This is a genomic window from Paenibacillus intestini (genome assembly GCF_030803945.1).
Classification (GTDB): domain Bacteria; phylum Bacillota; class Bacilli; order Paenibacillales; family Paenibacillaceae; genus Paenibacillus; species Paenibacillus polysaccharolyticus.
Window position 1 is genome coordinate 1 of sequence record NZ_JAURUN010000023.1, and the last position, 16,449, is coordinate 16,449.

Sequence of the window (16,449 nt, forward strand, 5' to 3'; positions counted from 1 at the left end):
GCATCTAAATCGTCTTTTCATGAACACTCTCCTCATTTCATTTAGTGTATCTGAGGTAGCTTCGAGTGTCCAATTGGATTAGGGGGCTTTAAAGCAAACACCTCTAAATCGTGCAAATAGCGTTTCCTGTGATCGTTAGAAAATGATCAGGTACAAACTGGCCGTTGGGACACTTACATAAAATGCATCATACGTTTGCAAAAAAAGGCACCCTATATGTCATTATCCATGACCGGGGTGCCCTTTGCTTTGTTTTAACTCTTCTTTACAGCTCTAATTGGTGTTCCAGATACACATTTCCCTCTAATGCAACATCGTTGCGGACTAGTATGTTGTTTCCCGATCTCCCCTGTTTCGTGTTCTATCCTCAAGCTTTAACACTGCCGGAAAATCCATCCGCCGAGTCATCATAAACAGGATCATCACTATAATTATGTTCGCCCTGGTCTACTCCTTGATCAACGTTTTGACCGTAATTCACCGTTTGGCTTGCGCCTCGTGCATAGCCTTCGTTCCAGTCCTCATTCACCAGATGTGCCGGAATGGATACGTTTTGGAACTGATCCAGTTGATCAACAGAAGAAGCAAACACCGCACTCCCTCCATGTGATTGCACAATCTCTACTGCGGATTGCGGGTCCTGCCGATCCGTCGGAATATATAATTCAAGTGGTGCAGATTGATATGGCTTATAGCCTAATTCCTCCAAGGTTGCTTTTGCCTCAAGCAGTGCCGAAGGATCGGAAAAATGTACTTGAAGCTCACCGTTATCCATCATGCTCTATTCCTCCTCACTATAGATAATTCTATCCTCAGTCTGTGAAACCTATTAAAATCAAGACATCCATGAATCCAGAGATACATAAACAGGACGCCCTAATATTCATGTGCTTCACATCCCTTTTCTTCTATAGCATGGGCAGTTAAACCAAGTGATATGCGCCTCGGATAGCAAATTCCTTTCACTCATCGTGATGCAAAAACAAATTATGAACGAGTCTGTCTGATCAAGCCTGCAACGGACACTGAACCATAACCCAATGCCACTGTGCATGCAGCCGTCAGAAAACCGGAAATCCAGTCCAGCCAGAACACTCCCATGACATACCCCATCAGCGCAACAAGTGGAAGCAACAACATACGCACCATGATGGAGCTTGCCTCATGCAACGCAGCAGAATCATACGTGACAAGCTGGACATACTCCGACGTAGCCAATCCATCCCAAGCACGGTACAACATCACGGTTAGCATAATAACCAGTAACCCACATAAGATGACATTGACCGGAAACGGCGGCAAAGCTACTGCTACGATAGACAACCCACCCAGTTGCAGAATCAATTTCAACGTCTCGGAATTCCGAAAAAATGCTTTAAACGCGATCTCTGCTGTCCGATTCGGAATGGAGCGTTTACGAAATAGTTTGCGAGGTTTACGAAAAACAATTGTTCGTGTCTGTGGAGACTTGGGCTTGCTCACGGCCTGACTTAACATCAGTGCTGTTAACCTGAGTCTGCTTCGCAAATCCTCACGCACATCGCCTTCAAATGTACCTTTCATACGTAATCTCATCTGGATCATCGTAATGAGCAGCAACAGAACGGCGGCAATACTGAGCATGATTTTCCACGTATACATGTCCCCTAACATCCAAGCTGATGTGCGGACAGTCATCCATCCCATGGCGATCACAAGTGAGGCCAATGAGAGCCAGCGCCGCCATCCCGTATATCGAACTTTGATAGTATGTATAGCAATGACTTGAAGTGACGCTACGGTTCCCAACCAGAAACATGTCAGCACAATCTGTAAAAGAGACATTTCATACACACGAACGAATAGCGGTGCAACCACTGCAGTAATAAGTATCATTTTTCCAAGTTGTAACACCGTCAACCGTACAAGTCCTCGCATGATCAGAGTTCGCATCCAGACCCTTCTCGATTTCAGGAACAATACATCGGCTTCTTCGATAAAAAGAAGAACTCCACCCGTCAGGATGATCAGTTCGATAATCCCTGTTAGTAAAGGGAATGATATGCCCCCGCTTGCCCATGCTGGCAATGCTTTTGTCCACAGACTGACGTAGTAGCCGATAAAATATAACATTCCTGGAACTAGCAGATACAGCCAGACTGTCCAGTCCACCACAAGCTTGAGATTGCGCCATTGTTCCCGAAGATGCTCTCTCTTTCTTCTCTGATATAGAAGATGCGGGGTATAACGTTTGGGCTCCACCATCAGGCCTCTCCTCTCTTCAATCGGATGTTAACGTGTCAAAACAATCAAACAACGACGCTTCCGGCATTTCCGCCGTAGCCCGAATCTCATCCAACGTTCCTTCCGCAGCCGACCTGCCGGCAGCAATCAGAATGAAACGGTCACAGATCCGTTCCGCCGTATCCAGCACATGTGTAGACATTAACACGCCCGCCCCGCGGCGGCGCTCATCATCAAGTAATTTCAGAAAGTCCTTCGTTGCACGCGGATCTAAACCGATAAATGGCTCGTCCACAATATAGATATCCGGTGAGGAGAGAAATCCGATCATGAGCATCATTTTCTGACGCATGCCCTTCGAGAAACTCGCTGGGAGATCATTACGGACATGATCCATACCAAAACGGACTAACAATTCCTCTGCTCTCGCAACAAACACTTCTTCTTCTATTTCATACGCTGCAGCAGCTAGATCAAGATGTTCCCACAAGGTCATATACTCGTAAAAAACAGGCTGTTCGGGAATGTAGGCATAACGCCCTTCCCCACCAATGGTTACATCATAATCGGCATGCTCCAGCAGGCCAAGCAATGTTTTAATGGTTGTACTTTTACCCGCGCCATTAGGCCCGATAATCCCGACCAACTCTCCCGGTGCCACGTGCATCCGAATATTCCGGATCGTAGACTGTCCTGGCGCGTAACCAGCTTCGCGAATATGTACGTTCAGAATGGAGTCGGGTAAAGCTGTTTCTTCCATCGATGCATGCTGCATGGCTTAACACTCCTGTTCTTGTCCTTTTTATACGTGATGAACTATTTATATTGTAAATGAGTTTTGTTTATCATGTTTGATCAAATTGAGCAAAAAGTGGGCAAACAAAAACAATAAACCATTAAAACTCCATGATTTATTGCTCATACATTCTTTGATCCCTATTATGTTTTCTCCTCAGACCAACAGTGAGTTTGAATCATCGAAGTAAGATCTTCAAATGAATATTTGTGGTTGACCATATCAACCGTAAAATTCTCAGCTAAGGCCTGTTCCATTTTAAAGTAAATATGATTGTAACGTAAAAACATGACTAATGCAGTAAAGGCTGTTCGTTTATTCGCATTATGAAGAGGATGGTTTTGACCTAACGACTGAAAAATTGCAGCCGCCTTCTCATAGACTGTCGGAGACGCTTCGTCACCAAAAGCAGATGATTGCGGTCTAAGAACAGCAGATTCAAGCAGATTAGAATCTTTTACACCAATCTGCTCTCCCGGGCTATACCGTTTTATCATCGCAACATTAATCGCAATTACTTCTTGAATATTTAAATAACGAATGAGACTCATCTGTCTTTAAGACCTTTCAGAGTTCGATCATACTCATCCATAACAGAAGCTAACGTATCCATAAAATCATTACTTATTCCGTTAGGCAGATTTACCTTGACCGACTTTTTAATAATAATTTCTCCGCTCGTTTGGTCGACCTCTACCTGAACCATATCTCCTTGTTCAAGTCCGATTTGCTTGAATGCTTCTGTCATCGTTATTCCAAGGCTGTTACCAAATTTCGTTACTTTTCGTTCCATCTCTCTCACCCTACTCACTTAGATTCCTCCTATAATTATACTATTCAACTGTTATAACAATTATACTATGATTCACCCATTGTATTTGGTTAAATATAAAAAAAGAAGCAGGGGCTCCGGAGCCACTGCTTCTTCATATTACAGTGAAAAACTCATATTATCGATTGCTCTCCACCATGGTCATCGTTTCGCTTTCTGCATCCGCTTTCGCGTTCAGACCCAGATCCAGCATGCCACGGCTTTCGCTGGCATAGCTGCTGCTTGCGGTACGCTCACGGTCGTTCACGTTACTGTTGCGTTCGGATTGAGCCATTGTTGCACTCTCTCCTTCCGCTTTCGCGTTCAGACCCAGATCCAGCATGCCGCGACTTTCGCTGGCATAGCTGCTGCTTGCAGTACGCTCACGGTCGTTCACGTTACTATTGCGTTCGGATTGAGCCATTGTTGCACTCTCCCCTTTCGCTTTCGCGTTCAGACCCAGATCCAGCATGCCACGGCTTTCGCTGGCATAGCTGCTGCTTGCAGTACGCTCACGGTCATTCACGTTACTATTGCGTTCGGATTGAGCCATTGTTGCACTCTCTCCTTCCGCTTTCGCGTTCAGACCCAGATCGAGCATGCCGCGGCTCTCGCTGGCATAGCTACTACTTGCAGTACGCTCACGGTCGTTCACGTTACTGTTGCGTTCGGATTGAGCCATTGTTGCACTCTCTCCTTCCGCTTTCGCGTTCAGACCCAGATCCAGCATGCCACGGCTCTCGCTGGCATAGCTACTGCTTGCAGTACGCTCACGGTCATTCACGTTACTGTTGCGTTCGGATTGAGCCATTGTTGCACTCTCTCCTTCCGCTTTCGCGTTCAGACCCAGATCCAGCATGCCGCGACTTTCGCTGGCATAGCTACTGCTTGCAGTACGCTCACGGTCATTCACGTTACTATTGCGTTCGGATTGAGCCATTGTTGCACTCTCTCCTTCCGCTTTCGCGTTCAGACCCAGATCCAGCATGCCGCGGCTCTCGCTGGCATAGCTACTGCTTGCAGTACGCTCACGGTCATTCACGTTACTGTTGCGTTCGGATTGAGCCATTGTTGCACTCTCTCCTTCCGCTTTCGCGTTCAGACCGAGATCCAGCATGCCACGGCTCTCGCTGGCATAGCTGCTGCTTGTGTTGCTGTTGCGTGCTTGACCGTCTCGTGAATACTCGTTCATCGTTGCTGCTTCTCCAGACACATTGGCATTCAGACCGAGGCCCAGTTTGCCAGAGCTACTTTGCTCGCTCGTAACGTCCGTAGATTCGTTATTGTAACGGTTCACGTTCTCGGCGGATACACCGGCGTTTAGTCCCAGATCCAGATTCAATGCACCGCTTGCGTTAGAGGAACCCCCATAGCTGCCAGTATTCCCGTAACCAGCGTCACGTTGTCCTGACAACAATGATCCCAGTTCCAGACGCAGACCTGCATTCAGATCCAAATTACCGCTGCTGTTGCTGTTATAGCTATCTGCATAGGTTGACTGTGAAGCTCCCAGCAATCCAGCTACCAGCGTACCCGACAATACCGACAATTTTACCCAACGATTCACTTTTTTCATGATAATATACACTCCTTCTCATTTTTGGTTGAATTAACGCCATTGTTGTTTATGAGAAAGAGGTATATTTCGGCGGCTGACCTGGTGGTGCTTGTGACCACTGGCTGAAACCATCCAAGCGTTCCATGTCAAAAGCAAAGTCGTAACCTGGCATCACCAGACTTGTTATCGCCAAAGGCAGTGCTACAGCAGGAACGGATGCTCCGCCCCCCGTCACACCGGACGAACCGGAGCTTGTACCTGTAGAGGTACTCGCTGCAGAAGGAGCTATTGCCATAACAGACCAGTTAGCCGGTCGTTCTGCCCGTGGTTGCCATGGTGCAGAGGCTTCACCCTGCTTCTCAGGTAATGCCTGATCCGCATTCAGATTCCCCTGACCTTGGTTCTCAGTTGCTGATTTACCAAAGGACGGGTTCATCTGCAACCATTCATTATCCAGTAAAGATACGTTTGAATTTGTCTCCTCAGCACGTTGGTTCAGACCATCCTGCTTCACAGGCACAGCCTGAGAAACAGCAGGTTCGGTTACCGAGTCCGGATTGATCTCACGATCCATCACCTGACCTGTAACATGTATTTCATCTTGTGCCGTGTTCTGTCCACTCACTTTGCCCTGAGACGAAGGTGAATCGACTACCTTATTAGGCTGCCCTGAAGTATTCTCGGGTTGCTCCGGTTTCACCGCCGGAAGTTCAACCTTGCCTTTACTAGGTTCAATTTCCGCGGTTACACCAGTAGCAGGCACTTTTGCTTTCACCTTTGGAAGCTGTACTTTGCCTTCACTCAGATTTACACCTGATGCCCTGACATCCACCGATGTAACTTCAGGAACATCAACTTTCACGGAAGGAAGTTCAACCTTGCCTTGCCGCAGGTCTGTTTGTACAGCAGACGTCTCTGCTTTGATGACCTCGGGAACCTCGGCTTTAATTCCAGGCAAGGAAGCTGTTCCCTCTTGTAGATTCACCTGACTGCTGGACACATCTGCTCGAATGACAGGCGTGTCTGCTTGTACAGAAGGAAGATCCACCGTCCCTTGCTTCGCATCGATGCCAATCTGCGATGTTCCTGCCGATCCAAGCGGTGTATCGACCTTCAATTCAGATACACTTAGCTTGCCGGTAGATGCATTCGTTTGGATCGAAGGAACTTCTACATCCAGTAGTGGTGTGGATAGAGATATCGATGGAGTCAGATCAAGACTGCCATCTGCATCGTGTGAAAAAAGGTTCAGTGACAATCCGCTGGACGGTTTGCTTGAACCCGCCTGATTCTGAGCATCATCTGCATATGCATGCGATGAACCGATGCCCATAACCAACGTTCCGGCCAAAATGGCTAACGGAATGCTTGCCAGACGAGTGATCGATCTGGGTAATTTCCCTTTTAAGTTCAAGTTGCTTCACCCCCTTTCCGCGCTAGCGTTGGCGGGACAAGGCATATGAGTTTTCCCCTAGGATTAATTAGAATACAGGGATTTCTGCCTGTTCCTCATTAAACATGAAGGCGTTTCCTCAAACGATTTCTCAGTAAAAATATTTTAAATTTAAATCAATTTCCGCCTTCATGCGCAATGATTACCTCTCAAAAACGACCTTACGACACCTCTCTGGTTGCCACAGACTTCGCCGGAAGAACTGCCTCCAGATCTTCTCCACACTTCGCTCTTGGCTTCAACAAATACAGTAAACCCAGCAGTTTCAACAGAATGCCTGAACTTACAAACGCAGGCACAACACCAAACGAAGTCACTAATAACCCGCCAGCCACAGGGCCGAGAATGTTGCTCGTTGTCATCACACTGCCTACGGTACCAAATACCCTGCCTGTCATCGGCTCAGGGGTCTGTTCTTGCAGCAGAATCTGAAAAGGCACGACTGCAAACCCGATACCCACACCCGCCAAGGCAAACAGCGAAATAAGAAGCAGCTGTGCGCCTATTCCTGCTGAAGGCCATACAACCACGACTAATCCAGCCGTTCCAATGACAAGACCTGTTACAGCGGTTCCTAGCCCCATTTTTAACCCGTGGCTCGCTGTTTTCCATTTCCGGACACTCATCGCTGCGATTAACGTTCCAACACCACTTGCGGCAACGCACCATCCAAGCAGATCACCGGAAATGCCAGGTAGTTGCCTGAATAAAACTACAGTCTGTGAATCAGCAAATTGCAGAAACAAAATCGCGGATGCCAGTAAAAAAAGTGACGTTCCGACATGAGGCAGAGAAGCTAGCATACGGATGCCCTCAAGTGTTTCTTTCCAAAAGGATTGTTTGACTTGAATCGATCCTGCTGTCTCTTCCTCTACTTCTGTTACGTCAGAATTCGTCCGTTGGATCACCCGATGTCCAGGAATCCACAATAAAATGAGGCCAGAAATCAGAAATGACGATGCATCCAGCACAAAACACCACGTAATCCCAAACCCGGCTACAAGTAATCCGCCCAGCGCCGGTCCGATAATTTTGGACATCTGTTCAATCACCGAGCTAATGGAAACCGCTTGAGCAAGCTGGTGATGCGGCACAATTTCTTTTAACTTACCGTTCTTGGCGGGTGAGAACATGATATCAAATAGAGATTTAAGAATAAGCAACATATAAACATGCCAGATCTGATCCGCAAAAATAAATGCACCCACGATAATAATTCGGGCAGCATCCGCTGTAATCATCATCCACTTTCGGTTCAGGCGATCTGCCAGAGCACCGGCAAACGGCCCTGTGAGTAGCATCGGCAGTGCCGCAGATAACATTACAAACGTGATCTCCCAAGGCGTTGCATTCCAGCGAAGCCCTACCAGTGTGAAAATAGCCAACAGGTGTAGCCAATCCCCCAAGTTGGATATCGCCTGAGATACCATTAATGTCATGAATGCACGATTCTGTTTCAGTGTCCCTTGACCCGTTAAAGTGTAATTCGTCATCTCACTTCTCCTCCATCATTTTCCGAATGTTTAATATGAAAATGATTATATAAAAGAGACTCGGGTAGAACCTCCTGCCCGAGTCGGAGATGATAGAACATCCACAGGATGATTTTTCATTCCCCTGGTATTCTGCACTCTAATCCATTTGGTTGCTCCAATCGAAATATGTATCCAAAATCGTGACAAATGATCAAATTTTAAATGCTAAAAATGCAAATCTTGTGACATATCGCATGTTTTTCGGCCAAATTGAGGTCTACAATGAATATATGACGATCCTCTGATTCGTCAATTGATATAATGATCCAACTCATATAAGTTGATCTGATCTTTTACTAAACGCTTTGTATAGGTTTAACTTGATGTACGGGTAAATTAACCTTAGTTCAAACTTATACAGCAAAGAGAACCTTCATATATCACGTCAACTTATATAAATACACTGAAAGGCGGGATCAGCATGCTGGAATTACAAGAGATCGGGACAGAACGTTCACTTCATCTGTACCGCACCCTGGCTCATACGTTCAAAAGTGTGAATGAACACGCTGTATCTGGAAGTAAAGTACATGGTTTTAACCCGACTGCCTACGGAGTGCTCGAAGTGTTATATATGAAAGGAGCACAACCAATCCAGCAGGTAGGGGCTCAACTGCTGTTGCAGAGTGGGAACGTTACCTATGTCATTGACAAGCTGGAGCAAAAAGGGCTTCTACGCCGCAAACATTGTCCGCAAGACAGACGAATCATTTTTGTCGAACTGACAGAAGAAGGCCAGCGCACGATGGATGACATCTATCCAGGATATGCGGTCAAGATTGATCGTGCAGTCAGCGGTCTAAGCGAAGAGGACAAAGAACTGCTGTCCGAGCTTCTGGGCAGGCTGGCGCATGGTGCAGAAAGTCTGTCAGCGAGTAGCTAGAACCTTATGTACACCATATCCAAGCTAGACAACGAACCAGGCTTACGTTAGATAACTTAAAAGAGTGGTAGAGATGCAAAAACCGGAGGGGCCTGACCAAGGCTCATCCGGTTTTTGCTTGTGTATTATTTTTTAGCCAATGAGACCCAGCCCTCAAAATATATTGCCAGCCCAGAAAGATCGGGGTGAAGATGAACATCTGGCGGATTGCCCCCATGTAAAGAAACGTATCTTCCCGAAACACAAAGACAGAGAACAGAACACCGCTTGATCCTGCTAACAGCACATAACCAATCATGATGGAAACAACCTGCATCGCAACTCCCTTGAATCGTCGCGCTAAGGACAGAGTCACCGCATCCGTCAAAAGTGACAGCGGAAGAATAAGAAAAATGGCGATTGCTAGAGTAATCAGTACAGCTATAACTAATGAATACCATAGCGGATAATAGTAAGTATTCTCCATTCGCTCGGCAACCGGTACATAGTTAATAAAAACCATAATGACAGAGATTGAAATACAAGTCAGCAATGCTGAGAAGATACGGACAGGAAAGGAAACGGAATGCAGGGCTAGCCACTTCGGGTTGCTCAAGTCACATCATCCTCCTTTTTCCAGTTCATCATACCAAACCCACGGAAATATAAAAAGCAGCTGATGTTCAGCTGCTTTTAGTACATAGCGAAAATATGCATCGATCCTTGAATCCCCTTGTTTTGCGGTGTATTTCCATTACTTCTCCCAGCATTTCAGTTACTTCTGCATAGCTTCCACTTGCGGCGGGGCATCTGCATCCTCAGGAACAATTAGCCTTTTGCGCAAGGCCAGCGTAGTGACCCATGAAACGACCGCAATAACAAACATGATGACAAACAAGGAGTGTAAACTACCCTCCAGTACACTGCGTAGCAACGCCCACTTCTCGTCTGATAACGCAACATCCGTATGCGGTGCAAGCAGCTCATTCAGATCCTTCTCCGATATACCTGATGCCGCTAAATTTTGTTCACTCGACAGTGTCGAGATACGGAAATTCAGCCACGTTCCAAATGCCGCTGCCCCAATCGTTTGGCCGAGTGTACGCATGAACGTATGTAGTGCCGTTGAAGAACCACGCTCTTTGTACCCCACAGACGACTGCGCGATAATCGTAAAGATCGTAAAGGCAAAACCAAAACCAAGACCATAAATGAAGGTCAGAATAAACAACACGGCTTGTGGCGAGGTTCCACCAACTAAGAACAGCCCGCCCGAACCAATCGCGATCCCGGTAAGTCCGATTAAGCTGGTCAGCCGTGATCCAATCTTGAGCAACAATCGGCCTGCCCATACGCTACCGATCAGCCAGCCAACGGACATAGGCGCGAGCAGCAAACCGGACTCGGTTGCATTGCCTCCACGTACTCCCTGCACCCAGAGTGGCAGATAGCTGGTTAAGCCGATCATCAATGTGCTGGTCAGCAGGCCGGCGATATTCGCCACCCGGATGTCCCGAATACGGAACAGATGAAGTGGAACCATCGGGGCCTGGGCTCTTTTTTCCACCACAAAAAACAAGATAAGAAACAAAACAGCGACCACGCTCAGTCCCACAATCAATGGAGAACTCCACGCGTAATACTGCCCACCTGCCGACAATACAAAAAGCATAGCGGTAATACCAACGGTGAAGGTGAGCGCACCAACATAGTCAATTTTAGCGGTACGTGGTGAAATGTCCTCTTTGAGGTAACGGAATACAAACCACATTGCGAGCAAGCCAAAGGGCACATTAAATCCGAAAATCCATTGCCAGCCGAGGTTGTCCACAAAATAACCTCCGAGCAGCGGCCCAACGAGAGACGAAATGCCCCATACCGAGCTGATCCAGCCCTGAATTTTGCCCCGTTCCTCAATGCGGTAGATATCCCCGATAATCGTAAAGGTAACCGGTACTACAGCGCCTGCGCCAATCCCCTGAATGGCACGGTAGATGATCAGTTGCTCCATATTCTGCGAAAGACAGCATAAGAGTGAGCCGAGCAAAAATAAGGCACAGCCGATGAGAAAAACGGGTTTACGCCCATATATGTCACTGATTTTGCCAAAAATCGGAGTACTGACTGCCATCGTGAGCAGGTATGCCGTAAAAATCCAGCTGAGAAGCTGCACGCTCCCCAATTCGCTGACAATCGTTGGACCCGCCGGACCGATTACCGTGCCTTCGATCGCGGACAGAAACGTTGCCAGCAGCAAACCCGCAAGAATGAAACTGCGCTTCAAACCTCCTGTTGTATTCACACAAACCCTTCTCTCTTTAATCTTATACATAATTAACAGTTGATTTTACTTTCTGCTCCAAAACAGAACAAGCTTTCGATCACAGTTATCCCCAGATTTTTTCATCTCTTTTCTATAAAGAGAAATCTGGTGATAAGCCTATGCTTCCGATGTAGCTTTCGTGCCGAAAGCTTTTGGGTGAATGTTCCACTTCTCCAGCTTTGTTCTGTTTCTTCGTTAATGTGTAATCTCAAAATAAATTAAGTATCTTTTCCTACCTTCCTTGCCACTACCTTCTCTTATTGCGAAGAAACTCATCATATAATAGCGAGTACATCACCATATCCTTGTATCCCGTAGACGTATGCTGTACCTGGCGAAGCAGGCCCTCTCTTGTAAACCCTTGGCTTGTCAGGAAAGTTCCTGAGGCTGCGTTACGCGGGTCCACAAGTGCTTCAATCCGGTTCAATCCCATGGTCTCATAACCAAAGGGTAGCAGCGCTGTGAATGCCTCGGACATATATCCGTAACGCCAGTACTCACGGCCCAGCTCATATCCGATCTCACCGCGGAAGGCCCCTTCCAGTTGCCAGGCGTTGAATCCGCAACTACCGATAAGTTTGCCGGTAGCCTTTAATTCAATGCCCCACCGAATGGCATCCTCTTCCCCTGCCATATGATTCAGCAGCCCGATCATATCGGCCGCCTCGCTTGTCCCAATCATGGGCGCGAGATTCATGTACCGTGTGACCTCCCGGTCGGACCAGTGTACGAACATCTGCGCAGCATCCTTACGGCGCATTTTGCGTAAGCGTAACCGCGGTGTCTCCAGTTCCGGGATTCTTCCTTTACATTTATACATCACTTGACACTCCGATCCGATCCTTCTCTTGCAGACCATAAGATTCATTAGCCATCTAACCATAACCTGCACCAATTGGCAACTGTTCACTCTTCTGATCATATCAAAAAACCGGGCGCATCCGCTCCCGGTCTTGATGTAGCTATGAATCCACCAGCACAGGTTGTCCCGTTCTATGCCGAGAATCAATCTTTATTTACTCAGTTGCTCGCAAAATCTGATCTGCAACAGTTTTACGCCGGAGAGGCCTTCTTGCTGTCAGGCAACAATTCTTCGCTCACCCGTCCAAGCACAGCAACAATTTCCTTATACTCCTCAATGCCTGTCCCGGTCAGGCTCCACTGATCTCCGTGGGCAGTCAGGAAGTTCTCTTGCGTCAGGTGTTCAAGCTCCTGCTTGATCTCACGTTCACCCACGCGATATCCTCGCTCTTCTAACAAAGGCAACGCGTCGCTTACGTTTAAATCCTGATTTTGGGCAAAATATAGAAGATGAATTCGTACAAATAGATTCTGTACTTCTGCATGCATAAGCTAAGCTCCTTCCCGGGTTGTAGCCCTTCTTGGTTGCTAAGTAATTACCCCGCGAAAGAAGCGGAGAAACAGGCGACAATCCAGGCAATGTCATCTCTTTCCAAAATCATTCCGCTTGACTAACCGCACCTACTGCACTATCTTGAAAATAAGTACCATTTTTGCTCGGGAGGGTGATTCACCATGTTTCAAGCTGTTTCCTATGAAGGAACACGAAGCGAGCAGCACACCGCCGTCCTGGGACAGTTAAGTGCTCTGATCCGCGATGAACCTAGTGCGATTGCCAATCTGGCTAACGCTGCTGCGCTGCTCAATGTATTTTTAACCGACACCAACTGGGTCGGATTCTATCTGTATGATGGAAAAGAACTGGTCCTCGGACCGTTCCAGGGATTGCCTGCTTGCATCCGTATTCCACTTGGACGCGGAGTATGCGGCACATCTGCTGCGGAGAGACGCACACTCGTTGTTGATGATGTGCATGCTTTTCCAGGCCACATCGCCTGTGATGCTGCATCCAACAGTGAGATCGTTGTTCCGATCATCAAAGACGGACAATTATATGGCGTACTCGATATCGACAGCCCGATCAAAAACCGTTTTGACGATGAGGATCGTATCTTCCTGGAAAAAGCGGTTAGCTTGCTCGTCGAGCAACTGTAAACCGTCCGATTCATCTCCTATTCATGTGAACAAGAGGACTCTGTCCTCACCAGGTGATATCCATATGTACGAACAAAAAGCGCAGCCCTCCCGGAGGTCTGCGCTTTTTGTTGCTATGTTCTTACGGATGCTCTTACCAATGTTCTTACCAATCATCTTGCCCGCCCATGTTACTTTATGCATTCAGGATAGATCCTGTGCCGCTTTGATGATCATTCCCTCTCGCAGAAACTCTGCCAGTCTAGGATGATAACCGTCGTACATGTTCCGAAAATCGCGGTGCTCCACGTACAGATTGGCTAAATCCCGATAAATCTCAGCCGTAGGTGTGTAATATCCTTTGATCCATTCAAGGTGTCTTCCAATAATCTGCTGCACAGCCGGATTGCCCGGTTCAAGCCCAAGCTCCAGCGCCTGTTTCAGATCCAGATGAATCTGATCGATTCTGGTCTGTGAGTCCAAAAAATCCTCTTTGGATTTCAACTCGATCTTCTCCGCTTTCGATTCACGTGACGGGAGGGTCTCAGGCAAGTGCTGTGTTTGACCTGCTTCTGGCAATCTGGCATGACGCGTATTATGTTCGAAGCCATGGTAGAGTTCGTGCTCCTCTATCGTCTCTTCCCCTTGCAGATAAGAAACCGTTCGATCCAGCGTTTGGATCAAACCGTGCAGGCGAAGTGCTTCCTCCAAAATTCGGATACGATGTTGCCGCATGACACGGATGATCTCCACAGGCTCTTCCTTAAGCATAGAGCCGATCTCTTCCTCCGCTACTCCTGCTTCCTTGCAGAACAGAATCTGCTGCAGCGTCAGTAACTCTTTTTTTTCATAATAAATATCCTCATCCAGTCCACGAAAGGCAGGGGACAATAACCCCAGCTCCGCATAATGACTTAACTCACTCAGGCTCACACCCGACATACCCGATACATCCGTCATAGAATACGCCATATGAGTTCACCTCCTACCTGTTATGCGTGCTCTGTGTGTTCACCCGCCGTATTGCTTCCGATATATTTAAAAAGATACAAAAGAATTGAAAACGCAGTTGAAAATGCGTGCATCCATGTCCTATGAAATTTAACGGGTTCAGACAGTTGCTTGCAGGATGTTACCTATTTTATACCCTTCTCACCCATTGTGAACCTATAGTCAGTGCAGAAAAATGATGGTTTTTTTGAGGCCGCTTTAAGCGGATGTCGATCGTTTGTGATATAAAATTACAAGCAAAAATCCTGCACCAGAGATAGATACAGGATCTTGGGAAATTTCATATAATCGGTTTATTACGAGCGATGAACTCACTTAATTTTTGTTAAACATGACAAACTTCAATTCCGTCATTTCTTCCGTTGCATATTTCACTCCTTCACGCCCGATGCCACTTTGCTTCACACCGCCATACGGCATATGATCTACCCGGAATGTCGGGATATCATTGATCATTACGCCGCCCGCTTCAATGTCATCCACAGCTCGGAGTGCCGTTTGAATGTCATTGGTGAATACTCCTGCTTGGAGTCCATACATAGAGTCGTTAACATGCCGAATGCCTTCTTCTACGGAATCGACCGTGTTAATCACAACAATCGGTGCAAACACTTCCTGACAAGAAACCTTTGCATCGCGTGGCACATTCGCAAGCACGGTTGGACGCAATATGCCTCCTTCAGCCTCACCACCTGCGACCACGGTTGCCCCTGCCTGTTTCGCTTCTTCAATCCAGTCCAGAGTACGTTGTACATCCTTAGATGTAATGAGTGCTGATACGACCGTATCCTCGTTCAGCGGATCACCGATCACAACCTGTTCAGCAGCTTCGGCAAAGCGCTTAATAAATGGCTCGGCAATCGACTGATGCACATAGATACGCTGTAATGAAATGCATACCTGGCCCTGATATGCGAAAGCTCCCGTAACGCTGCGCGGGATGACCTTGGCGAGATCCGCATCTTTGTCTACAATGACAGCCGCATTGGAACCCAGCTCCAGCGTAACACGTTTCAATCCAGCGTTGCTACGGATGTTTGTTCCTACGGCCGGGCTACCTGTGAAGGTAAGATAAGCTATATCCGGATGGCTCACAAGTACATCGCCAATTGTTTTACCATCACCGCTCACCACATTCAGTGCTCCGTCTGGCAATCCCGCCACTTGGAGCAGGTTTGCGATGTAATAGGCAGACAGCGGAGTCTGCTCCGCAGGTTTAAGCACGATGGTATTTCCAGCAGCCAGCGCAGGCCCAACTTTGTGAGCAACCAGATTCATCGGAAAATTAAACGGTGTAATTGCCCCAATTACACCTAGCGGCTGCCGCATCGTATAACCTATACGACCTTCGCCGCCTTTTGCGGCATCCATCGGAACGGTCTCTCCGGTCAACCGTTTTGCCTCTTCGGCAGCAAACCGATAGGTCTCGATCGTACGATCAATCTCCGCTCTTGCCGCCGTGATCGGCTTTGCCGCCTCTAATGCAACGATGCGGGCTGCCTCTTCTTTACGTTCCTCCAGCATGGCGGACAGCTTGTACAGCAAGTCTGCACGCTGATGTGCAGGCATTTGGCGCATCGCTTTACGTGCCTTCACAGCCGCCGCAATGGCAGCTTCAGTCTCCTCCGCCGAGGCCGAAGCCACTTCTGCCAGCGTTTCCCCGGAATAAGGTGCTCGAAGTGTTGTATAGTGTACCGATTCGTTATACTTACCGCCGATAAACAGATGTTGTTTTTTCATAAACGCATCCTCCGTTCCCGTTCATTCGATTCGCGAGTAACTACCATCCTTACATAACTCTACTCTAGTTATACACCATTTCGCCCTCTTCCACCCAGTTGACGAAACGATAAAAGTTACTCGGTACTGGTTGTTGGTAGGG

16 protein-coding genes are annotated in these 16,449 nt (G+C 47.5%); 2 read left to right on the forward strand and 14 right to left on the reverse strand.

Translation table 11 applies throughout. The annotated features are described in order from the left end of the window. Window positions 1-367: 367 nt before the first annotated feature. The 8 genes from J2T16_RS28335 to J2T16_RS28370 all read right to left on the reverse strand — a co-directional run bounded on the left by J2T16_RS28335 (window position 368) and on the right by J2T16_RS28370 (window position 8,334). Window positions 368-778, reverse strand: coding sequence for a hypothetical protein (locus J2T16_RS28335; protein ID WP_154985868.1), 411 nt, complete (start codon window positions 776-778; stop codon window positions 368-370). A gap of 209 nt (window positions 779-987) precedes the next feature. Further along, a complete protein-coding gene (locus J2T16_RS28340; RefSeq protein WP_221791458.1) occupies window positions 988-2,244 on the reverse strand; it encodes an ABC transporter permease in 1,257 nt (418 codons plus the stop codon). A gap of 16 nt (window positions 2,245-2,260) precedes the next feature. Then, window positions 2,261-2,998: an ABC transporter ATP-binding protein gene (locus tag J2T16_RS28345; protein WP_253497657.1), complete on the reverse strand. Its 738-nt coding sequence runs from the start codon at window positions 2,996-2,998 to the stop codon at window positions 2,261-2,263. Between the two features lie 164 nt (window positions 2,999-3,162). Next, the gene (locus J2T16_RS28350) at window positions 3,163-3,570 is read right to left on the reverse strand and encodes a type II toxin-antitoxin system death-on-curing family toxin (protein ID WP_499020138.1); all 408 of its coding nucleotides are present in this window, start codon (window positions 3,568-3,570) and stop codon (window positions 3,163-3,165) included. After that, window positions 3,567-3,812: an AbrB/MazE/SpoVT family DNA-binding domain-containing protein gene (locus tag J2T16_RS28355; protein ID WP_260511177.1), complete on the reverse strand. Its 246-nt coding sequence runs from the start codon at window positions 3,810-3,812 to the stop codon at window positions 3,567-3,569. The genes J2T16_RS28350 and J2T16_RS28355 overlap by 4 nt, the downstream gene beginning before the upstream one ends. 157 nt (window positions 3,813-3,969) lie before the next feature. Beyond that, the gene (locus tag J2T16_RS28360) at window positions 3,970-5,406 is read right to left on the reverse strand and encodes a hypothetical protein (RefSeq protein ID WP_499020141.1); all 1,437 of its coding nucleotides are present in this window, start codon (window positions 5,404-5,406) and stop codon (window positions 3,970-3,972) included. 49 nt (window positions 5,407-5,455) lie between these two features. Then, the gene (locus J2T16_RS28365) at window positions 5,456-6,802 is read right to left on the reverse strand and encodes a hypothetical protein (RefSeq protein WP_499020143.1); all 1,347 of its coding nucleotides are present in this window, start codon (window positions 6,800-6,802) and stop codon (window positions 5,456-5,458) included. A gap of 200 nt (window positions 6,803-7,002) precedes the next feature. Then, window positions 7,003-8,334, reverse strand: a complete 1,332-nt coding sequence (locus J2T16_RS28370) for an MFS transporter (RefSeq protein WP_499020145.1) — start codon at window positions 8,332-8,334, stop codon at window positions 7,003-7,005. Between the two features lie 463 nt (window positions 8,335-8,797). Between J2T16_RS28370 and J2T16_RS28375 the strand changes: the two genes are divergently transcribed. Then, a complete protein-coding gene (locus J2T16_RS28375; RefSeq protein WP_090924920.1) occupies window positions 8,798-9,259 on the forward strand; it encodes a MarR family winged helix-turn-helix transcriptional regulator in 462 nt (153 codons plus the stop codon). Window positions 9,260-9,362: 103 nt separating this feature from the next. On the opposite strand, the gene J2T16_RS28380 is transcribed toward J2T16_RS28375, so the two are convergent. The 4 genes from J2T16_RS28380 to J2T16_RS28395 form a co-directional block, all read right to left on the reverse strand. Then, complete coding sequence (locus tag J2T16_RS28380) at window positions 9,363-9,854, reverse strand: hypothetical protein (protein ID WP_336121218.1); 492 nt, start codon at window positions 9,852-9,854, stop codon at window positions 9,363-9,365. 159 nt (window positions 9,855-10,013) lie between these two features. Continuing rightward, complete coding sequence (locus J2T16_RS28385; protein WP_260511179.1) at window positions 10,014-11,522, reverse strand: MDR family MFS transporter; 1,509 nt, start codon at window positions 11,520-11,522, stop codon at window positions 10,014-10,016. A gap of 286 nt (window positions 11,523-11,808) precedes the next feature. After that, window positions 11,809-12,381, reverse strand: a complete 573-nt coding sequence (locus tag J2T16_RS28390; RefSeq protein ID WP_499020148.1) for a GNAT family N-acetyltransferase — start codon at window positions 12,379-12,381, stop codon at window positions 11,809-11,811. Window positions 12,382-12,614: 233 nt separating this feature from the next. After that, window positions 12,615-12,911: a hypothetical protein gene (locus J2T16_RS28395; protein WP_145336608.1), complete on the reverse strand. Its 297-nt coding sequence runs from the start codon at window positions 12,909-12,911 to the stop codon at window positions 12,615-12,617. A 186-nt stretch (window positions 12,912-13,097) separates the two neighbouring features. Between J2T16_RS28395 and J2T16_RS28400 the strand changes: the two genes are divergently transcribed. After that, entirely contained in the window at window positions 13,098-13,577 is a 480-nt protein-coding gene (locus J2T16_RS28400) for a free L-methionine (R)-S-oxide reductase MsrC (protein ID WP_154892181.1), read from the forward strand. A 183-nt stretch (window positions 13,578-13,760) separates the two neighbouring features. Here the strand turns inward: J2T16_RS28400 and J2T16_RS28405 are convergent, their stop codons facing one another. Beyond that, window positions 13,761-14,528 carry a MerR family transcriptional regulator gene (locus tag J2T16_RS28405; protein WP_221791514.1) on the reverse strand — a complete coding sequence of 256 codons (768 nt, stop codon included), beginning with the start codon at window positions 14,526-14,528 and terminating at the stop codon, window positions 13,761-13,763. 354 nt (window positions 14,529-14,882) lie between these two features. Further along, complete coding sequence (locus J2T16_RS28410) at window positions 14,883-16,307, reverse strand: aldehyde dehydrogenase family protein (protein ID WP_499020151.1); 1,425 nt, start codon at window positions 16,305-16,307, stop codon at window positions 14,883-14,885. Window positions 16,308-16,449: the final 142 nt, after the last annotated feature.